Raw genomic sequence first — 16044 nt, forward strand, 5'->3', positions numbered from 1 at the left:
CGGGACCGTCGACACGGCGCACTGCCGTTGGAGTTGGCGGCCTGGGCCGGGCATCGACGGCTGCCAGGAGAGTGGCCCTGCGAGGAAGGTGTCGACACGTGACCGTCGATCATGCGCTGGCCGTCCCGACGGACGAGCAGATTCGGGCGCTGCACGAACGGATCGCACCGCACGAGGAAGCCTTCACGCTCGTCTACACCCACTGCCGGATCGTGTGCGCCGTGGCCGAGCAACTGCTCGACAGGTGTCCCCCGGATCTGAACGTCGAGCTGGTCCGGGCGGGCAGCCTCCTGCACGACATCGGTGTCTACCGCCTGTACGGGGCGACCGGAGAACTCGATCACGAGAACTACGTCCGCCATGGGGTGCTCGGGCACGCGCTCCTGCGTGACCTCGGGTTCTCCGAGCGAGTGAGCAGGTTCTGTTCCCACCACACCGGGGTCGGTCTCACTCGCGAGGACGTGCTGCGGCAGTGCCTGCCGCTGCCGGTGGCCGACTACACGGCCGACACGCCGGAAGAGCAGCTGGTGCTGTACGCGGACAAGTTCCACAGCAAGACGGCACCGCCCACGTTCGTGACCGCGGCGTCCTACGCCGTCGGGGTGCGGCGGTTCGGTGCGGACAAGGTGGCCCGGTTCGCGGCGCTGGTGGAGAGGTTCGGCGAGCCCGATCTTCGCCTCCTGTCCTACCGCTACCGGCAGCCGATCATCTGAGCATCCGGCACCGGCCACGGGCCACGGGCCGTCCTCAACGGAAGGAGTCCGGCCAGGTCACGCCGGGCTCGGTCCCGCGTCTCCGCTCGCCGGCCCGGTCGAACGGCAGTGTGGATCGTCCCGGCTGGTGGTAGGGAACGGCCGGGCGCGGCGCCCCCGGTTCGGCCAGGCTCGGGCCGCCGGGCAGCGCCCGGGCCGTGCTCGGCACCGGGGCCCGCCCGACGGCGGGCTCCATCTGCCGGCGGAACCGGTCCCGCTCCTGTTCGGGGACCTGGGCGGCGGTGCGGACGACCATCTCGGCCACGACGTCGTTGAGTTTGACCATCACCGCCACCGCGGTCGGCAGGACCAGCACCGCCCACCAGCTCACCAGCTCGGCGAGGGCGAGCAGCACGGCCAGCGCCGCCGCCCCCTCGAAGAAGAGGAAGCAGAGCACTCCGCCCGGGTTGACGAAGCGCAGGCCGAGCACCCGGGCGTAGAGCGGCCGGAACCGCTCCTCGTCCGTCGGCACGGTCGACCACGCTCGGGTCACCGGGCGCCGCCCCGCCGGGCCGCGGCCACCGAGAAGACGGCCCGTTCCAGCGCGTACGCCCGGTCGTCGGCGCCGCCCTTGACCGCCGCGTTGCACTCGGCGGCCGCGCGCATCGCCTCGACCAGGCCCTCCGGCGTCCAGCCCCGACCCTGGCGCTGAGCCCGCTCGATCTTCCACGCCGGCATGCCGAGGCTGCTGGCGAGCTGGTAGGCGCTGCCCCGGCCGGCCGAGGCGACCCGGGCCACGGTCCGTACGCCGTCGGCGAGCGCGTCGGCGATCGGCACCGGGTCCACCCCGACGTGCAGCGCCCACCGCAGCGCCTCCAGTGCGCCGGGAACGTCGCCGACCATCGTCGCGTCGGCCACGGTGAAGCCGGTCACCTCGACCCGACCCCGGTAGTAGCGGGAGACCGTGTCGGCCCCGATCCGCCCGTCGGTGTCGGCGACGAGCTGCGAGCAGGCGGCGGCCAGCTCGCGCAGATCGGCGCCGACCGCCGCGATCAGGGCCTCGGCGGCGTCCTCGGTGCACGTGCCACCGTTGCGGCGGATCTCCTCCCGCACGAAGGCCACCCGGTCACGGTGCCCCTTGAGCTTGGCCGCCGGCACCACGGTGGCGCCCGCGGACCGCAGCCCGTCGGCGAACGCCCGGCCCTTGGCCCCACCGAGGTGCAGCACCACCAGCTGCACGTCCGGGTCGGGATTCTTCGCGTACGCCAGCAGCGCGGCCGACAGGTCCTTGCGGGCGTCCTGGCCGGAGCGGAGCACCAGCACGCGCCGGCCGCCGAACAGCGACGGGCTCAACATCTCGTCGATCTCGCCGACCGTCAGCGAGCCGGCCTGGTATTCCCGGACGTCCACGTCGGCGTCCACCTCGCGGGCCCGCGCCACGGCTTCGGTGACCGCTCGCGTGGCGAGCAGCTCCTCGTCGCCGAGGACGAGCAGAATAGGAGGCAGGCTGGCGGGGGTCACGTCGCCCATACTCGCACGCCCTCCGACCCGATCGTGCCTGCTCATCGGGGACTGTGACGGCGCAGCCCGCACTCAACGCAAATCCAGACATTTGCCTTGATCCTCGCCTATCCCACCAAGATTCCCTCCTGTCCGTCATCGGGTCAGCGGGGCCGTCCGGGGGCGGCGCCGCGAACCGCCACCGCCAGGCCGGCCGCGGTCCGGACCGCCGCCACGTCCCCGTCGGTGTCGGTCCGCACCACCCGCGCACCCGCCCGGCTCAACCGGCCCAGCAGAGCCGGGTGGGGGTGCCCGTAGTCGTTGTCGACACCCACGCAGACCAGCGCGACCGCCGGGCGGACCGCGGCGAGGAACTCCGGATCCTGGTATGCCGACGCATGAGCGCGGCGGATACCGACATAGCAAGCGGGCCCGGCAGGTGCTGGAACACCTGATCTCCGGGCCCTTGACGGACACCGGAGGTCCGCCCGGCCATGAGTGTAGCTGTGAAGCAAGCCCTGCTTGCGACGAAGGATCTCGGCAAGAACGAGCGTGCCGTGGCTATCGCCATCGCTGCTCACGCCAACAACGAGGGCAACGCCTGGCCGTCTGTCGCCACCCTCGCCGACTACGCCGGTTGCTCCGAGCGGACCGTACAGCGGGCGCTCGCCAAGCTGGTTCAGCTCGGCCGCCTGGTCGTCACCAAGGTTGCCGGCATCGCCACCCGCGTCTACCGCCTGGTGACCGGCCAGGGGGTGACGAACAACGGTCCGGGGGTGACGGATCGGCCGAAGGGGGTGACGAATCGCGCCGCCGGGGGTGACAGCCAGGGTGACACCCGAAGTGTTGAAGACCAAGGGAAGTTGAAGACGGGCGCAAGCGCCCGTGACTGGCGTCGATTCCTTCCCAAGAACAAGAGCAACAACCCCGGCACCAACGGCTACCCGTACCCCGAGCGGCGAGGCGCTGCCCTTCCGATGACTGCCGGTGGCGACCGATGCGGCAAGCCGGGGCACGTTGGCCAGCCTGCCGGCGGGTGCATCCCCTGCCGCTCTGAGGCGCTGGCGGGTGACCGATGAACACCACCGCCGCCTACGCGCTCGGCCTGGTCCTCATCGGCGGACCGGCCTCGATGCTCGCCCCGTTCGCCATCGCCCGCCGGCTGGTCGAGCGGCACGCCGACCGCGCCGCCGTTCCCACCCCTGACGTCCCCTCCACCCTCGCCGCAGGAGAAGCAGTGCAGATCATCCAGGCGCGTACCGGAGCGCCGTGCACGGTCGTCCCGAGCCGTCGCGTCATCGTCGTTGACCCTGACCTCACCCGCGAGGCTGCCGCCCGGCTGATCCGGGCCACGCTGCCGCAGGCCAGCACCGACGAGATCGCGCAGTGGGTTGGGGGGATCGCCCGATGAGCACCGCCACCGCTCCCAGCGCCTACCCGCGCGCCGTCGCTGACCTGCTCCCCGCTGTGCGGGACCTGGCCGACCGGCTCGGTGAGATCCCGTCGCGCAACCGGATTATGCGTGAGTTCAAGGTGGGTGCGCCCAAGGCTCAGGCCGCACGCCTGGCCCTGGTCGCCGAGCCCATCACTCTGCCCGACGAGACCGAGACCGAGCTCACCTCGGACCCGTGGGAGTACGCCGAGCCCGCACCGGTCCCGCCGCCCGCGCCGGTCGACACCACCCCGGTTCCGCTCATCCTGCCGACTACCAAGGTCGCCGAGCCGTCGCCGCTGGTCGAGCCGGCCGGACACCCGCCGGCCCCGACCGAGCCCGCTCCGGCCAAGGCTCAGGCTGCGCCGGTCCGCCGGCTGTCCGCGTGGCCGGTGGTGCTGATCGCGCTGCCCGCGTTCGTCGCCATCTGGTCCGGGTGGGTCGGGCTCGGCGGACTCACCGGGTTCGGGGTGGTGCACCCGCTGCCCGGCATCGCGGACGGGTTCAGCATCAACACCGCCATCACGTTGCCGATCGGGGTGGAGGTATACGCCGCGTACTCGCTGCGAGCCTGGCTCTCCGGGCAGGTTCCGCCTCGGGCTCGCCGGTTCGCTAAGTGGTCCGGCATCGGGTCGCTGATCATCGGCGCGCTCGGCCAGGTGGCCTATCACCTCCTGGTCGCCGCCGGCATCACGTCGGCTCCGTGGCAGATCACCACCGCCGTTGCCTGCCTGCCGGTGGCGGTGCTCGGCATGGCCGCCGCACTGGCTCACCTGATGCACGAGGGGAGCGACCAGTGACCGAGCTGGAGCGCGCTATCCGCAAGCTGCGGCGCAACCACACGGTCTCGCGGGTGGCCTACCGGTACGTCTCCGGCAGGCCGCTCAGCGGCAAGCCCGGCTACCCGTACCGCCACCGGGGTCCGGGCCGGCTGGCCGGCTGGCAGCGTCAGGCGTACCGCCTCGGCGTGCCGGCCGCCGCCGGCCTGGCCGTGGCCTTCCCCGATCCCTCGCTCACTGCGGCCAGCGGCGCGGCACTGGCAGCGGCGTGGCGCGGCCGGCAACGGCTGGTGCGCCGCCGCTTCCACCGCGAATACATCGCCCCGACCCTGGCCGCGCTCGCCCCGGCGATGGGCTTGCAGACCGGCGTGCGCCTGCACGTCGACCCGACGTTGGGCAACCTCACGCCCCGGCTCGCCAAGCCCCTGAGCCCGGCAGAGAAGGCAGCACGCGCCTGGTACGGCGAACACGTCGAGCCGGTCATCCGGTGGCTCCCCGAGCGGGCACAGCGAGCCGCATGGGCGGTGCAGCGCAAGGCGGAACCGGTCACGTCCCGGCTGGCCGTGTTCCGCCGGCCGGTCGACGGCGACCAGGGCCCGCGTATCGAGCTAGAGGCGGACACCCCCTACTTGACCAAGGAGCAACGACAGCTCGTCTCCTCCATCATCGGCAGCAAGATCCCCGTTGCGGACCTGGTCGAGACCTGGCGCCAGGTCGGTCCGCGGGTCACTGCCACGTGGACCGTGCGTAAGCGTCCGCCGGCCCGCGTCGGCATCGACCAGGTGGCCGCGCACCTGCCCCGGCTGGCGGAGTGGGAGTTCTACATCGGGCAGGGTGCAGGCGACCGACCCGTCACGCTCTCGCTGCGCGACGACTCCCCGCACATCGCCGTGTCTGCCGGCACGGGCGCGGGCAAGAGCGTGCTCGCCGAGCTGGTCGCCGTGCAGGTGCTCAACCGAGGCGGACGGGTGGTCATCCTCGACCGCAAGGGCTCGCACCGCTGGGCCCTCGGCCTAGCCGGCGTCGACTACTGCACCCGCCCAGCGCAGATGCATGACGCGCTCGTGCGCCTGGCCGCGCTCGCCGACGAGCGGAACACCCTGGCCATGCACGAGGCCGAAGACTGGGACCCTGGCCCCCGGGTGCTGGTCATCTGCGAGGAGTTGAACGCCACCATCGGGCAGCTCGTCAACTTCTGGACCGAGGCACGCGGCAAGGGAGACCCCAAGCGCTCCCCCGCCGTCTCCGCCCTGGCTGACCTGCTCTTCATGGGCCGGTCCGCCAAGGTCAACGTACTGGCCATCGCGCAGATGCTCACCGCCCGCGCCATCGGCGGACCCGAGGCACGGGAGAACTTCGGCATCCGCTGCCTCGCCCGCTACACCGCCAACAACTGGAAGATGCTCGTCCCCGAAGCGGCCATGCCCCGGGCATCCCGCACCCTCGGCCGCTGGCAGATCGTCATCGGCGGCCAGGCCACCGAGACTCAGGTTGCCTACCTCAACGCGACCGAGGCTCGACAGCTTGCATGTCCCCGGTCCCCGGAGACATCCCAGGTCAACGCCCCATCAAGCCCTGCCGGGGACTTCCTGACACTGCGCCAAGCGGTAGACGCCAGGGTCCTCCCCTGGTCCTACGAGGCCGCCAAGAAGCGGCTACAGCGGCGCGTGGGCGAGGTGCCCACGGCGCGCGGCAAGGAAGGGAACGCCGACCTGTACGCGCGGCGCGATCTCGACGCCTGGGCAGGCAAGGGTTAGTCGGGAGCGAGCGACCAGTCAGCGTCCCCGTCCCTGACCGTCGCATCGCTGTACGTCGAGGTGTTGGGTGACGGCCACTTCCCGGCAGGGAAGGAGCTGTTATCCACCGCCTCGCCGTGCAGGTTCACCATCGCCGTGGCCTGTGAGGTAAGGAAGGCCGTCAACGTGACGATGGCAGTACCAACCACGGCAGCGGTGAACCCTGCCTCTTCGAGGAACAGCGCCGCCCCTGGCGCGGAGAAGACGCCCGACCCCATCGCCGGGATCGCCACGGTGGCCGCAGCGATGAGTTTCGCCAGAACGACCGCGAGGGTGACGTAGAAGGCAGTCCCCGCGCCTGCGCAGAAGAGGAGATGCCCGGACGTGCTGGAGGCGATCGAGCTGATGCGGGTAGCCGCAACCGAGTGCGCGGCGACGCTGCTTACGTAGGCGTCGCGAGCCTTGCCCGACCAGTCGGAGTTGTCGACGACAAGATGCTGCTGCGTGAGAGCGCTCGCCACGCCGGAGGCGGAGCCTCGCATGTCCATCCAGTCCCAGGCATCCAGGAACATGAAGATGGGAGCAGTCGCACCCTTCAAGAGGTCAACGAGGAAGTCGAGCACCTTCTTACCGATGTCGACGATCTGCCTCCCGAGGTTCAGGATGGCGTCCGCCACGGCGGGTGTGACGAACCAGCGGCCGGCTCCGATGGCCGCCGCTTGCGGGATCTGGTCCAGGCGGACGGTCAAGGTGTTCAGGCCAGAGCTGATGTCGGCCAACAAGCCCTCGTACTGCGCCTTGCTGAATTCCACGACAAGCCCTAATCAGTAGATGTTGCGGATCTTGTGCTCGTTGGCGCGGTCTTCCTCGTCGTAGGTGTCCGCGACCTTCCTCAGCGTCGCGGCTACTTCGTTCATCGCCGCCTGGCCCTCACGACAGCGCTGACTCACGTGCTCGACGATGTCGTTATACGGACTGACGATGAGTTGGAAGAGTCCCGCCTCGACGCGGCCCAGTTGCATGCCGGCAACCTTGTTGGCAACCACGGCGATAGCCGTGCTCTGGTGCTCCCACTCGACCGCTTCGGTGCGCAGGGCACCGGTCGCAACGGTCACTTGCTGACGGCTAGGGGGCGGCATGTCATCGCTCCTTCGGCTGACGGTCTTCAAGCCGGACGAGGGTGGCCAGAGCATCGTTCATCAAGTCGGTGAGATTCTGCGCGTCCGCTCTCCGCCGTTCCGCCCGTTCGTCGAGCGCCTGGCGCGCATCGCTCAACGCCTCGACCAGGGCACGGTTCAAGCCAGAGGCACCATGCTGAGCAGCCCAACGCGCATCGATGGCGCAAGAGCTGAGGCCGCCCGGCCCGAGAGCGACGGTGACAGCGCCGTTGCCCGCTGAGCCCCGACCGGTCGGCGCAGCATCCTCAGGTGAGGTCTGGGCAGCCTTCAGCGCAACCAGCACTTCCTCGGTCAAGGTGAGCGGATCACGTGCGTGGCCGTAGACCTCGGCTCGCTGCAACGTCGACGCGGGCGGCTCCTGCCCATCCGGGTACGCGGCCCCGACATCCGAGCGCAGAGGGTCAACGTCGACCGACTCGGACCAAGCGCGCGTCAGATCGGAGAGCGCTTCGGCAGAAGCGACCATCACCAACGCCCCAAGCTCCTCCGGCGCCACCCGCCGTTGCCAGCCAGTCCGCACCTCGATGCGGGACGGCAGACCGCGGGCATCCACGGTGACCGAGACCCAACCACCGGGGTCGGTACCGCGCCCCTCCTGAGGCTGCGGCTGCGACTGGACCGCACTCACCGCAGACTGAAGCTCCGCGGCCTGCCGCTGTATAGCAGCCAAGCGAGCAAGCATGTTCTCTGTCATCGCGCCGGCCGCCGCAGCAGGAGCCACCCGATAGCCGCCGTCGCGACGGCAGAGTGCGCGACCAGGACGGCCGCGCCAGCCCATGAGCCGTCCACCAAGAAGCCGAGCATAAGCACGGCCAGGAGGCCAGCAGCGATCCACAGCAGGACCGCGAGAGACCGCCGAACGCCGGCCCTAGAGAATCCCACCCAGGCGAGCACAACGCCCACAAGCACAAGCAGCAACGCGATGAACGCCACGGCCTGCGAACCCGCCGAGCCGAACACGGCCGCAGACGCCACCTCAGGGAAGGACGAGATCACAAGCGCCACAACGGGCAACTCGAAGACTGGACCTGCGGCCCAGAGCAGCAAGAGGGTCCGGCCCGTCTGCTGTCTGCGCGCGAGCGAAGGTTGCTCCACTGTTCCCCCGTCGATCGCCCGGCGATATCGGGCGGTTGCTATCCGTAGCAGCCAGGGTGCCGCACAGCTCGCACAGGACGCAACCCATCGTGATCGACTGTCACATACCTGGCTCCGGCCTTGGCGGGGAGCGCTTCGCGCAGCGTGGTGAGGGCGCTTGCGTGGACCCGAATCGCCGGCAGGCTGTCGCGCACCAAGCTTAGGGTTGTAAGGTTCGGCCTGTTAGTGTGCTGGAATTTTATGTTCCAGCACCAGCAGGAAGACCCCCGCCCCAGCTTCGCAGGCCCAAGGCGGAGGCCCTTCCCCACCGATGTGGGCTCAACTGACGGTCAGTCAGTTGGGCCCGCATCCGTTTCCGGCCAGCGTGACCGCCAGCCCTGCGGCGTAGGCAAGCACCTTGAGTATCAGTGCCACCCACTCCCCGACGTCCCGCCACCGGTTGGCGTTGGTTCGCCGGTTCCTACTGGGCCGAGGCGGCCCCTTGCGGCGCGTGGTCAACTGCGTCCTCCGGGTTGTAGTTGAAGAGGAGGACGGTCGTCCCCCGGCCGTCGGGACGACCCGATCCCGCTTCAACCCAAGCTCAACCAACTTGAAGGTGCCGCAGCTTCCGTAGCGCTTGGAACACCATAGCGACCGATACGGGCAACCTGCGTGTCGCGCTACTTCTTCGCACAGGTGTTCCACACAGATCACGCCGCTCGCCCCGGTCGATATCCCCAGCTCACTGGCTGCTTGCAGTAGCCCAAGTAGAGGGCAGCGGGTCTCCTCGGGGCACACAAGCTGTCCGACCGAAGTGCCGCTGACGTCGGAATCGGCAGGTCACCGACGTTGGGCTCCCCTGCTGGCCTCGGGTGCCAACAAGCAGCGGCGCGTGCTTGAAGTCGGCGATATGAGTGGATGGATGACCACTGGCGATGGGTGCATGCAAGGGGATGCCGCTCGCAGCAACACGTACTGAAGATGCAGTCGGCGATGAAGTTGTCGAAGAAGCGAGCCGCCCACTCGCTCACCTCGCCCGAGCGCGGCTACCGGTCCGGCTCGACGTAGCCGCCGACATCCTTGACCGTGCCTCGCTGGTCGATGACCAGCCGTTGCACATGCAGCGTTCCCGAGCGAGGTAGCCGGATCACCTTGCCGGTTACCGCGTGCCGCTTGCCGTCGTCCTTCGGCCCCCATCGCAGCACGCCGAGCTGTTCCTGACCGTTGCTCACCGTCCACCGGTCGCCGATCCGCTCGACACGTAGCCGGTCACCGATCCGCACATCGCCGACCCGAGGCGACCGGTGAGGCTTCGCGGCGAGACCATGTACCGGTGGCGTGCCTGCGTCGTACAAGTCCTGAGCCAACGGGCCAGCGATCCCGATCAGCTTGTCGCCGTTGGCTCGCTGCGAGATCACCGGATACGGCTCGCTGTGCTCGGTCATGCCCACGCCTCCCGCCGGTCGACGCGCGTCAACGTACCGCGCGGATCGGGCAGGTGCGCGCCCGCTCGTTGCTCAGGAGGTCGAGTCGTGGGCGTCGAGCGCGGGGGGTGGGTGGGGGCATGACCCTCTCGACCGGATCTCCCCCACCGCCCAGTGATAGCAGCCGAGATCGCGCGCAGCCCCAGGGAACTTTAGAACTCAACCCCGTTGGGCGGGCCCTGGACGACATCCGCTCAGGGGCCCGCCGAGAGGCCGCGTCAGCTCCGCTGTCTCTGCTCTTGCCGGGCCCAGTCCAGGAACCTCCGAGCCATGTCCAGATACCCGGCTCTCAGCTCGGCGCTGATGTTCGGCTGCCGTGCTGCCTTGAACCAGCCTTCCGCGTGGTCGCGGAGCACCTTGCACCGGTCGACCGGGGTCACTGCATCGTCTCCCGCTGCGCCTCGGCGATGGCGGCGTCAAGCTCATCAAGGGTCAGCTCACGCGGTGCCGGCGGGGGCGGCGGCTCGATGGCCACGCGCAAGCGCAGCCGGTCAGCCGGCGGGATGATCACGCCGCGCAGTAGCCGATCTACCGTGTCCAGGGCTACAGCGCTCTTGCCCTTGGTCCGACCTCGGCTCGCGTAGTCGCCGTTCAGGTAGGCGCTCAACTCGCCGAAGCAGAACTTGGCGTAGGCCCAGTCAACGCCGGTCATGATGCCGGCCTGCGGCGACGTCATCAGCGCCGCCCACATCTCCCCCGCCGTCGAGTGCCACTCGGGATCGGCCGGCGGGATGAGTACCTGCGTCTCACCCCGGAGGATGACCATGGGTGCGGCGTTCCGCTCTGCTCTGATCTGGTCGCGCTCTCGGCTGTAGTCGTGGCTGTCCATCACGCCACCCCGATGAAGACGGCGGTTGTGTTCGTCTCGGTCGTGCGTACGCGCACGGTGGTCACCTCGCGTGTGTTCGGTTGGTTGATAGAGGGACATGGGCACGGGCTCGATTCACCCGCTCAGAAGCTCTGAGAGGGACCGAGATCCGTGCCCATGTCCTTGGTCGGTGTCGCTCTGGGCGCTCGCCTGAGCGTGGCTGAGCGGGCGGAAGGCTCACGCCGTACGCGGTGGGCCTTCGGCGGTTGCGAAGATCAGGCAGCGGCCTTGCTGATCAGGACGAAGGTCGCCTTGACCTTGGCGTGCGGCGCGATCCGCTTGGCCCTGTCTCCCGGAGCCAGCTCGACACCGGTAACCTCCGCGCTCTTCACGCGGCCCACGCCGGGAACGAAGGCGTCGACCTGGTTGGCGACCGTTTCCCGGGTGCGGTCCGCGAGCGCGTCGAGACCGTCGTGTCCGCTCACCTCGAAGGTTGCCTGCACGGTGCGCGTGATCAGGTCACCGTCACGGGTCTGGCTGGCCAGATCGTGCGAGGCGACATAGACGTTGACGCTGTTGACAGCCGTCCCCGTACCCGGGTTCATCCCCGTGATCATGTCGCCAACCCACTTGTCGCGGATCGTGCGCTGGCCGCCGGCTCGCACCATCGCCTTCGCGACGTTGAACGCCACCTCGGCGACCGTGCTGGTGCTCGGCTCCTCCGGCGTGATGGTGGGGAGCTGCGGCCGGACATCGCTGAGCATGAGTCGGATGCCGCAGCCATCGGGGCGGTTGTTGAACATGACCGTTACGTCGGCCATGCCCTTCTGGTCGATGAGTTCGGCGAGCGCCTTACGCACCTGGTCACCGGTGAACGGCGCACCCATCGGCACGACGATGGACATGTGGACGGTTCCGGCGAGGATGCCCGTCGAGCGGTCCGCCCGCGTCGGCTCGGACTGCCAGAGGTAGACGGCCGGCACCTCCGGCTCTACGGGCGGCTGCGGCACAACGGAGATCGGGAACCCATACAGACCGAAGTCGAAGACGTTCTTCTCGATGATCTCCCGCAGCCACTCCGCCAACGTCGGGTTGGCCTGCGCGTCGGCGAGGTCGACGGCGCGCTCAGCTTCGGCAAGGGCCTTGCGGGCGGAAGGGATCAGGCGCTTCGCTCGGTCGGCGGCGAGATCAGCGGTCGCCATGTCGGAGACAGAGACGGTCTCGTCGCCGATGTCGAGTCGGTCGCGAAGTTCCTCCGCCGCTTCTTCGGCCTGGGCGTGCTCTCCCTCCCGCCGGGCAAGCAGCTCCCGGGCTTCGGCGAGGCGGGTTCGGGCGTCGGCGAGAGCGTCGGCGAGGGTGGGGATGGTGTTCTTGTTCTTGGCAGTAGTAGCCACGGTTGGTGGACCTTCTTCCGTGCGATGAAGAGCGGCCAGTCGGCCGCCCATGAGGGAGTTGCAAGCCCTGAGGGCATGCGAGAGGTGCCGGCCTCCGGCCGGCGTCCTTCGGTGTTGGGGTGCTGTGAGTGCCGGCCTTGACCGGCGTCTACTGGCTCTGCTGGTGATGGCCCCTCCGGGGCCTCATCTCCTCGCCGCTGCCGGGCAAGCCTGCGCAGCGGTACGCACCGCAGTGGCGCAGCGCGAAGCGGGTGCCGGGCGGTGAGGGCCTACGGCATCATCTGACGAGCCAGCGCCCAAGGATCTTCATCCTCGGCGGGGGAGAAGTCCTCGACGTTATCGGGGAACTGGCTTGGCTTGGTAAGGATGCCGATGGGCAGAGTAGAAGCAGATGGGGGCAGATAGAGAGCAGATGGTGTCGACGGGGTCGACATGCCTTGTCGATCCGGTCGACATGTGATGTCGATGGGGTCGACATGTCGAGGCGACGGCATCGACAACCGCAGTCCCGACATGTCGACCGGATCGACATGCTGAGTGTCGACGGGGTCGACATGCTCGGCCGGCTCTTGCCGTAGCCAGATGTCTACTCGTCGCCGGTTCGGTCGGTCGACCTTGGCGAAGTACCGAACGACCTGCGCGCTCTCGACCATCTTCGATATGCTGCCGCGATCACACCCGGCGGACTCAGCGAGCCGCGAGAGGCTGCGCCTCACCTTGAAGGTTGCGTTGTCGGCCCCGACCGCCGCCGCGACCAACACCGCCTTCTCCCGAGTGTCAAGGCTGCCGTCAGCCATGACGTCACGGATGAAGTCCAGGGGACGGAAGCGGTGTTCTCCTGCCTGCTTGCTCAGGGTGCCTTCACCCCCTCGGGAGTCTTCATGATCCACACGTCAGGAGCGACCGGGATCAGCCAACCCTTGCTCATGAGCGCGTCTACGTCCTCGCGCACCTGGTCCACGGTCATGCCCGTGGCCTGCGCCCACCTTCCCAGCGTCATGCGGAAGGGTGCGCTGACCCTTGCCGTCGCTGGCTGCCGGCTCCGCTTACGCCTGGACCTCACTCGTTGGTCACCTCCTGGTCTCGCTTCGATGATGGGAAGTAGGCGATGCCCGCTGCTCTCGTTGGCCTGCTCGCTGCGTCGCTGATGCTGCGGTACCAAGCGGCAAGCTCTGACGGTCCGTCGTCGCCGATGCCCAACGGGTCGAGCCCTCCTGACAGGTCAAGCGGCGCGATAGGCTGCCGGTTGCGCTCGGTGCGCTGTGATTCGCGTGCGACCCGTACGGCCTCCGCATGCTCGCCCCGCTCCGCCTCCAGCGCCTCAGCGAGGGCAACGGCCCGGTTGATCCTGGCGTCACTCACCGGCATGCCGTCCGGGCGTATGCCTCCACCTCGGTCAGCGGGTACAGCACCCGACCGAGGTACTTGATGTAGCGCATCGGAGAGCGCCTGTCGCTGCGCTGGTTCCGCAGCGTCCCGACACTCACACCAAGGCGTTCCGCCGCCTCGGTAGCGGTCAGGTACGTCCGACCGTCGATCGTCTCCACTGGTTGATGCCTCCGCATCCCGCCCAGTCTGGGCATACTGAAGGGGCAGCCACGCTGCCCTGCTGATCTCGTAAGCGATGCCCGAGCGTCACTACTCAGGGCCAAGAAGAAGCGCCACGGCAACCGGGCCGAAGCACCCTCCATATACGTATGTGTTCACGAACGCCTGATCTGCGGTTATGCGGCTGCCGACTGCCACGCGCCGCGCTTCATCAGCTCGTGATGGAACGGGTTGACGCACTCGGCGTGCTCGCAGACTCGCTTGGCCACTCGGCGGGTGTCCGGGCTACCGCCCCGGAGCAGGCTCCAGAGCACGCGCGTGACGCCTTGGCGCTTGCCCATCAATCGCACGATGGCTCGCCCATCGGAGTTGTGGGCACCGAGCCAGAACCAGTGCGAGCCCCGATGCGAGCGAAGGTCAGCGAGGCTGCCGGCCGTCCCGTCAAGGTCATCGACCCACAGCCGGCGTACCAGGTTGGTCCGCCAGGCGTAGCGATCCTGTAGGTGATCCTGCGCGGGCGGAAGGCACACCATGTCGGCCGGGTACAAGCTGCGGCACATCGGCGCCATCACCGCTGGCCCGACAGCAGGCCGCGCAGCTTGGCGCGCTGTAGAGGAGTGAGCGGGGGTGCAGCGTTGGCGATTCGCTGTGCGATCTCGTCAAGCGAAGACACAGAAACCCCGGCATCAGCCGAGGCGTTAAGGGTGGTGCTGTAGTACACGGGGAGTGATCCCCTCTCTGCGGCTGAGCCCGCCGGTCGGGCTCCTCAAGTGCTCCCCTCTGCTGTCGTCTGCCATCGCCTCTCGGCTGGTCGATGGCGCTGTGTGGTCCGCCGCGAGGTGCGGACGGACCACCAACTATGATGATCAACTTCTGCTCGGTCAACAGACCGTGGTGCAGCCCACTTCCCTGATCAACTATCGCCGCGCCAGCGGAACGAGATGGAGTCGGGGTTGATCCCTTCTCCCTTCTTCGGCCGACCGGTCGAAACCGGGTGCAGGACTACCTCAGCCAGTGCAGCGAGCACAGCACGCCTCCATCCCAAGTCTTCCGATGTAAGCCATCGCTCCCCGGTACCCGGACCGCCCATCCCTGCCAGCACGTGACTGCCGCCGGCCCGAGTTAGTGCGGCCTCTACTTCGGTGAGGCGATCAAGGGCACGCCGGTTAGCCCGGGTGAACTGGTCTCGCGTCATGTCTCCGTCGGCGAGCATGTCGGGAAGCACGCTGATTCGCCCACGCAACTCCTCGGCCTCGTGAGTAAGGGCGGCAACCTCGGTACTGCTGATTCGGTTGGTCGGGACCAAGTCGGCGACATCGTCTCGGTCGAGCCTGGCTGCGATCACGGTTGAGACGAAGGCATCGACCGGATCCGCACGCCTGCTCATGTGGCAACGCTTGCACTTGTAGATCCGATGACCTCGCTCGCCGGACCGCCGCGGGTTGGTGTAGTTGACCCCCATCACCGGCTCGCCGCTCCGCTTCTCCGCCGCCGCCATGTCGGCGCAGCGGCCACATCGGAACAAGTTACTGCCGAGGTGCCGGACGGCTGAGAAGTTGCCGACGTTGGTTGCCCTGGAAGGGTCGCGCAGTATGGCTACCGATGCTCGCCAGACGTCTTCGGGAACCAGCCCCTTCCATCTACCCGGCACCAACTGCCGCTCCTCAGCCGGCGGACGAGAGCGAGCGGTCTCCTTCGATCCGAGCGGGGGCATCTCCGCGTACGCCCGGAGTCCGGCATAGAGAGGGTTGAGCAGCATGACTCGCACGTTGTTGTGCCGCCACTCGTTGCCGAGGCTGGTGTGGGCACCCGCTTCGTTGAGCATGCGGGTTACCGACTTCAGCGATGCACCTGAGGTGATGAGGCTGAACGCCTGGCGCACCAACTCCCCTTCGGTTGGGTGCTCGACCAACGTGCCGCTAGTTCGGTCGTATCCGAACGGGCGCGGCCCGGTCAGCCACGGCTTCCCCTTCTCCGCCGCCTGTCGGTTGGCTCGCCTCTGACGCTCGCTCTTGTTCTCGACCTCTGCCCACGCCATCTCACCGAGCATCCCGGCCACCATGCGACCGTTCGGGGTAGTCATGTCGATGCCGGTTCCGCGCACGGGATGCAGCGACACGCCGTTCTGACGGCATGCCTCGACCACCCGCAGCCGGTCGGCGGGAGTGCGATACAGCCGGTCGGCGTTCCACGGCACGATCACGTCAACGGCTCGCCGGTCGACGGCAGCCATCAACGCCTCGAACCCTGGGCGGCGACGACCAGAGGTGGCAGACGTGTCGTTGTCGGTGAACGTCTCAACGAGCGTCCAGCCCTTGGCATCGATCAGGGCCCGGCAGTCCTCCGCTTGGCGCTCTACCCCCTCGGCCTCACCCGTCTTGTCCTTGGATATCCGCAGGTAGAGTGCCGCTCTCATGGT

21 protein-coding genes are annotated in these 16044 nt (G+C 68.6%); 5 read left to right on the top strand and 16 right to left on the bottom strand.

Going from position 1 to position 16044, the window contains the following annotated elements:
* The first annotated feature begins 98 nt into the window (after positions 1-98).
* Positions 99-713, top strand: a complete 615-nt coding sequence (locus O7600_RS11760) for an HD domain-containing protein (protein ID WP_281593621.1) — start codon at positions 99-101, stop codon at positions 711-713.
* 34 nt (positions 714-747) lie between these two features.
* On the opposite strand, the gene O7600_RS11765 is transcribed toward O7600_RS11760, so the two are convergent.
* From O7600_RS11765 to O7600_RS11775, 3 genes are all read right to left on the bottom strand, one after another.
* Positions 748-1245, bottom strand: a complete 498-nt coding sequence (locus O7600_RS11765) for a hypothetical protein (RefSeq protein WP_281593622.1) — start codon at positions 1243-1245, stop codon at positions 748-750.
* Positions 1242-2222: a DNA polymerase III subunit delta gene (gene holA / locus O7600_RS11770; protein WP_281593623.1), complete on the bottom strand. Its 981-nt coding sequence runs from the start codon at positions 2220-2222 to the stop codon at positions 1242-1244. Before holA ends, O7600_RS11765 begins: the two co-directional genes overlap by 4 nt.
* A 134-nt stretch (positions 2223-2356) precedes the next feature.
* Positions 2357-2527, bottom strand: a complete 171-nt coding sequence (locus O7600_RS11775; RefSeq protein WP_281593624.1) for a hypothetical protein — start codon at positions 2525-2527, stop codon at positions 2357-2359.
* Positions 2528-2698: 171 nt separating this feature from the next.
* On the opposite strand from O7600_RS11775, the gene O7600_RS11780 reads away from it, so the two are divergent.
* Genes O7600_RS11780 through O7600_RS11795 form a run of 4 tightly spaced genes read left to right on the top strand, consistent with a single transcriptional unit; the run spans position 2699 to position 6160 of the window.
* Entirely contained in the window at positions 2699-3271 is a 573-nt protein-coding gene (locus O7600_RS11780) for a helix-turn-helix domain-containing protein (RefSeq protein WP_281593625.1), read from the top strand.
* Positions 3268-3603, top strand: coding sequence for a hypothetical protein (locus O7600_RS11785; RefSeq protein WP_281593626.1), 336 nt, complete (start codon positions 3268-3270; stop codon positions 3601-3603). The genes O7600_RS11780 and O7600_RS11785 overlap by 4 nt, the downstream gene beginning before the upstream one ends.
* A complete protein-coding gene (locus tag O7600_RS11790; RefSeq protein ID WP_281593628.1) occupies positions 3600-4424 on the top strand; it encodes an ABC transporter permease in 825 nt (274 codons plus the stop codon). The genes O7600_RS11785 and O7600_RS11790 overlap by 4 nt, the downstream gene beginning before the upstream one ends.
* Entirely contained in the window at positions 4421-6160 is a 1740-nt protein-coding gene (locus tag O7600_RS11795) for a type IV secretory system conjugative DNA transfer family protein (protein WP_281593629.1), read from the top strand. The genes O7600_RS11790 and O7600_RS11795 overlap by 4 nt, the downstream gene beginning before the upstream one ends.
* Here O7600_RS11795 and O7600_RS11800 read toward each other — a convergent pair.
* From O7600_RS11800 to O7600_RS11860, 13 genes are all read right to left on the bottom strand, one after another.
* Positions 6157-6951: a hypothetical protein gene (locus O7600_RS11800; RefSeq protein ID WP_281593630.1), complete on the bottom strand. Its 795-nt coding sequence runs from the start codon at positions 6949-6951 to the stop codon at positions 6157-6159. The two genes, O7600_RS11795 and O7600_RS11800, sit on opposite strands and share 4 nt — an antisense overlap.
* Before the next feature lie 12 nt (positions 6952-6963).
* On the bottom strand, positions 6964-7254 hold the full coding sequence (locus tag O7600_RS11805; RefSeq protein ID WP_281593631.1) for a hypothetical protein: 291 nt from the start codon (positions 7252-7254) through the stop codon (positions 6964-6966).
* A 25-nt stretch (positions 7255-7279) separates the two neighbouring features.
* Positions 7280-8095, bottom strand: coding sequence for a YbaB/EbfC family nucleoid-associated protein (locus O7600_RS11810; RefSeq protein WP_348651372.1), 816 nt, complete (start codon positions 8093-8095; stop codon positions 7280-7282).
* Positions 8008-8322 carry a hypothetical protein gene (locus O7600_RS11815; RefSeq protein WP_281593632.1) on the bottom strand — a complete coding sequence of 105 codons (315 nt, stop codon included), beginning with the start codon at positions 8320-8322 and terminating at the stop codon, positions 8008-8010. The genes O7600_RS11810 and O7600_RS11815 overlap by 88 nt, the downstream gene beginning before the upstream one ends.
* A 1115-nt stretch (positions 8323-9437) precedes the next feature.
* Positions 9438-9836, bottom strand: a complete 399-nt coding sequence (locus O7600_RS11820; protein ID WP_281593633.1) for a hypothetical protein — start codon at positions 9834-9836, stop codon at positions 9438-9440.
* Positions 9837-10251: 415 nt separating this feature from the next.
* Positions 10252-10704 (bottom strand): hypothetical protein, encoded by a 453-nt coding sequence (locus tag O7600_RS11825; protein WP_281593634.1) that lies wholly within the window; start codon positions 10702-10704, stop codon positions 10252-10254.
* A gap of 254 nt (positions 10705-10958) precedes the next feature.
* Positions 10959-12077 carry a hypothetical protein gene (locus tag O7600_RS11830; RefSeq protein ID WP_281593635.1) on the bottom strand — a complete coding sequence of 373 codons (1119 nt, stop codon included), beginning with the start codon at positions 12075-12077 and terminating at the stop codon, positions 10959-10961.
* A 269-nt stretch (positions 12078-12346) separates the two neighbouring features.
* On the bottom strand, positions 12347-12874 hold the full coding sequence (locus tag O7600_RS11835; protein WP_281593636.1) for a hypothetical protein: 528 nt from the start codon (positions 12872-12874) through the stop codon (positions 12347-12349).
* A gap of 53 nt (positions 12875-12927) precedes the next feature.
* Positions 12928-13077, bottom strand: a complete 150-nt coding sequence (locus O7600_RS11840) for a hypothetical protein (protein ID WP_281593637.1) — start codon at positions 13075-13077, stop codon at positions 12928-12930.
* Between the two features lie 358 nt (positions 13078-13435).
* Positions 13436-13624 carry a helix-turn-helix domain-containing protein gene (locus O7600_RS11845; protein WP_281593638.1) on the bottom strand — a complete coding sequence of 63 codons (189 nt, stop codon included), beginning with the start codon at positions 13622-13624 and terminating at the stop codon, positions 13436-13438.
* A gap of 177 nt (positions 13625-13801) precedes the next feature.
* Positions 13802-14185, bottom strand: a complete 384-nt coding sequence (locus O7600_RS11850) for a hypothetical protein (protein WP_281593639.1) — start codon at positions 14183-14185, stop codon at positions 13802-13804.
* 8 nt (positions 14186-14193) lie between these two features.
* Positions 14194-14346, bottom strand: a complete 153-nt coding sequence (locus O7600_RS11855) for a hypothetical protein (protein WP_281593640.1) — start codon at positions 14344-14346, stop codon at positions 14194-14196.
* A gap of 192 nt (positions 14347-14538) precedes the next feature.
* Positions 14539-16041 carry a recombinase family protein gene (locus O7600_RS11860; RefSeq protein WP_281593641.1) on the bottom strand — a complete coding sequence of 501 codons (1503 nt, stop codon included), beginning with the start codon at positions 16039-16041 and terminating at the stop codon, positions 14539-14541.
* Positions 16042-16044 lie beyond the last annotated feature (3 nt).

Origin of the sequence: Micromonospora sp. WMMA1998 (assembly GCF_027497375.1) — a bacterium.
GTDB lineage: Bacteria > Actinomycetota > Actinomycetes > Mycobacteriales > Micromonosporaceae > Micromonospora > Micromonospora sediminicola.

What these genes read in the sequence shown, in the direction of transcription:
- holA (WP_281593623.1), bottom strand. Translation starts at nt 2,222, where the DNA reads ATGGGCGACGTGACCCCCGCCAGCCTGCCTCCTATTCTGCTCGTCCTC.
- O7600_RS11785 (WP_281593626.1), top strand. Translation starts at nt 3,268, where the DNA reads ATGAACACCACCGCCGCCTACGCGCTCGGCCTGGTCCTCATCGGCGGA.
- O7600_RS11790 (WP_281593628.1), top strand. Translation starts at nt 3,600, where the DNA reads ATGAGCACCGCCACCGCTCCCAGCGCCTACCCGCGCGCCGTCGCTGAC.
- O7600_RS11810 (WP_348651372.1), bottom strand. Translation starts at nt 8,095, where the DNA reads ATGGGCTGGCGCGGCCGTCCTGGTCGCGCACTCTGCCGTCGCGACGGC.
- O7600_RS11820 (WP_281593633.1), bottom strand. Translation starts at nt 9,836, where the DNA reads ATGACCGAGCACAGCGAGCCGTATCCGGTGATCTCGCAGCGAGCCAAC.
- O7600_RS11825 (WP_281593634.1), bottom strand. Translation starts at nt 10,704, where the DNA reads ATGGACAGCCACGACTACAGCCGAGAGCGCGACCAGATCAGAGCAGAG.
- O7600_RS11835 (WP_281593636.1), bottom strand. Translation starts at nt 12,874, where the DNA reads ATGGCTGACGGCAGCCTTGACACTCGGGAGAAGGCGGTGTTGGTCGCG.
- O7600_RS11840 (WP_281593637.1), bottom strand. Translation starts at nt 13,077, where the DNA reads ATGACGCTGGGAAGGTGGGCGCAGGCCACGGGCATGACCGTGGACCAG.
- O7600_RS11850 (WP_281593639.1), bottom strand. Translation starts at nt 14,185, where the DNA reads ATGTGCCGCAGCTTGTACCCGGCCGACATGGTGTGCCTTCCGCCCGCG.
- O7600_RS11860 (WP_281593641.1), bottom strand. Translation starts at nt 16,041, where the DNA reads ATGAGAGCGGCACTCTACCTGCGGATATCCAAGGACAAGACGGGTGAG.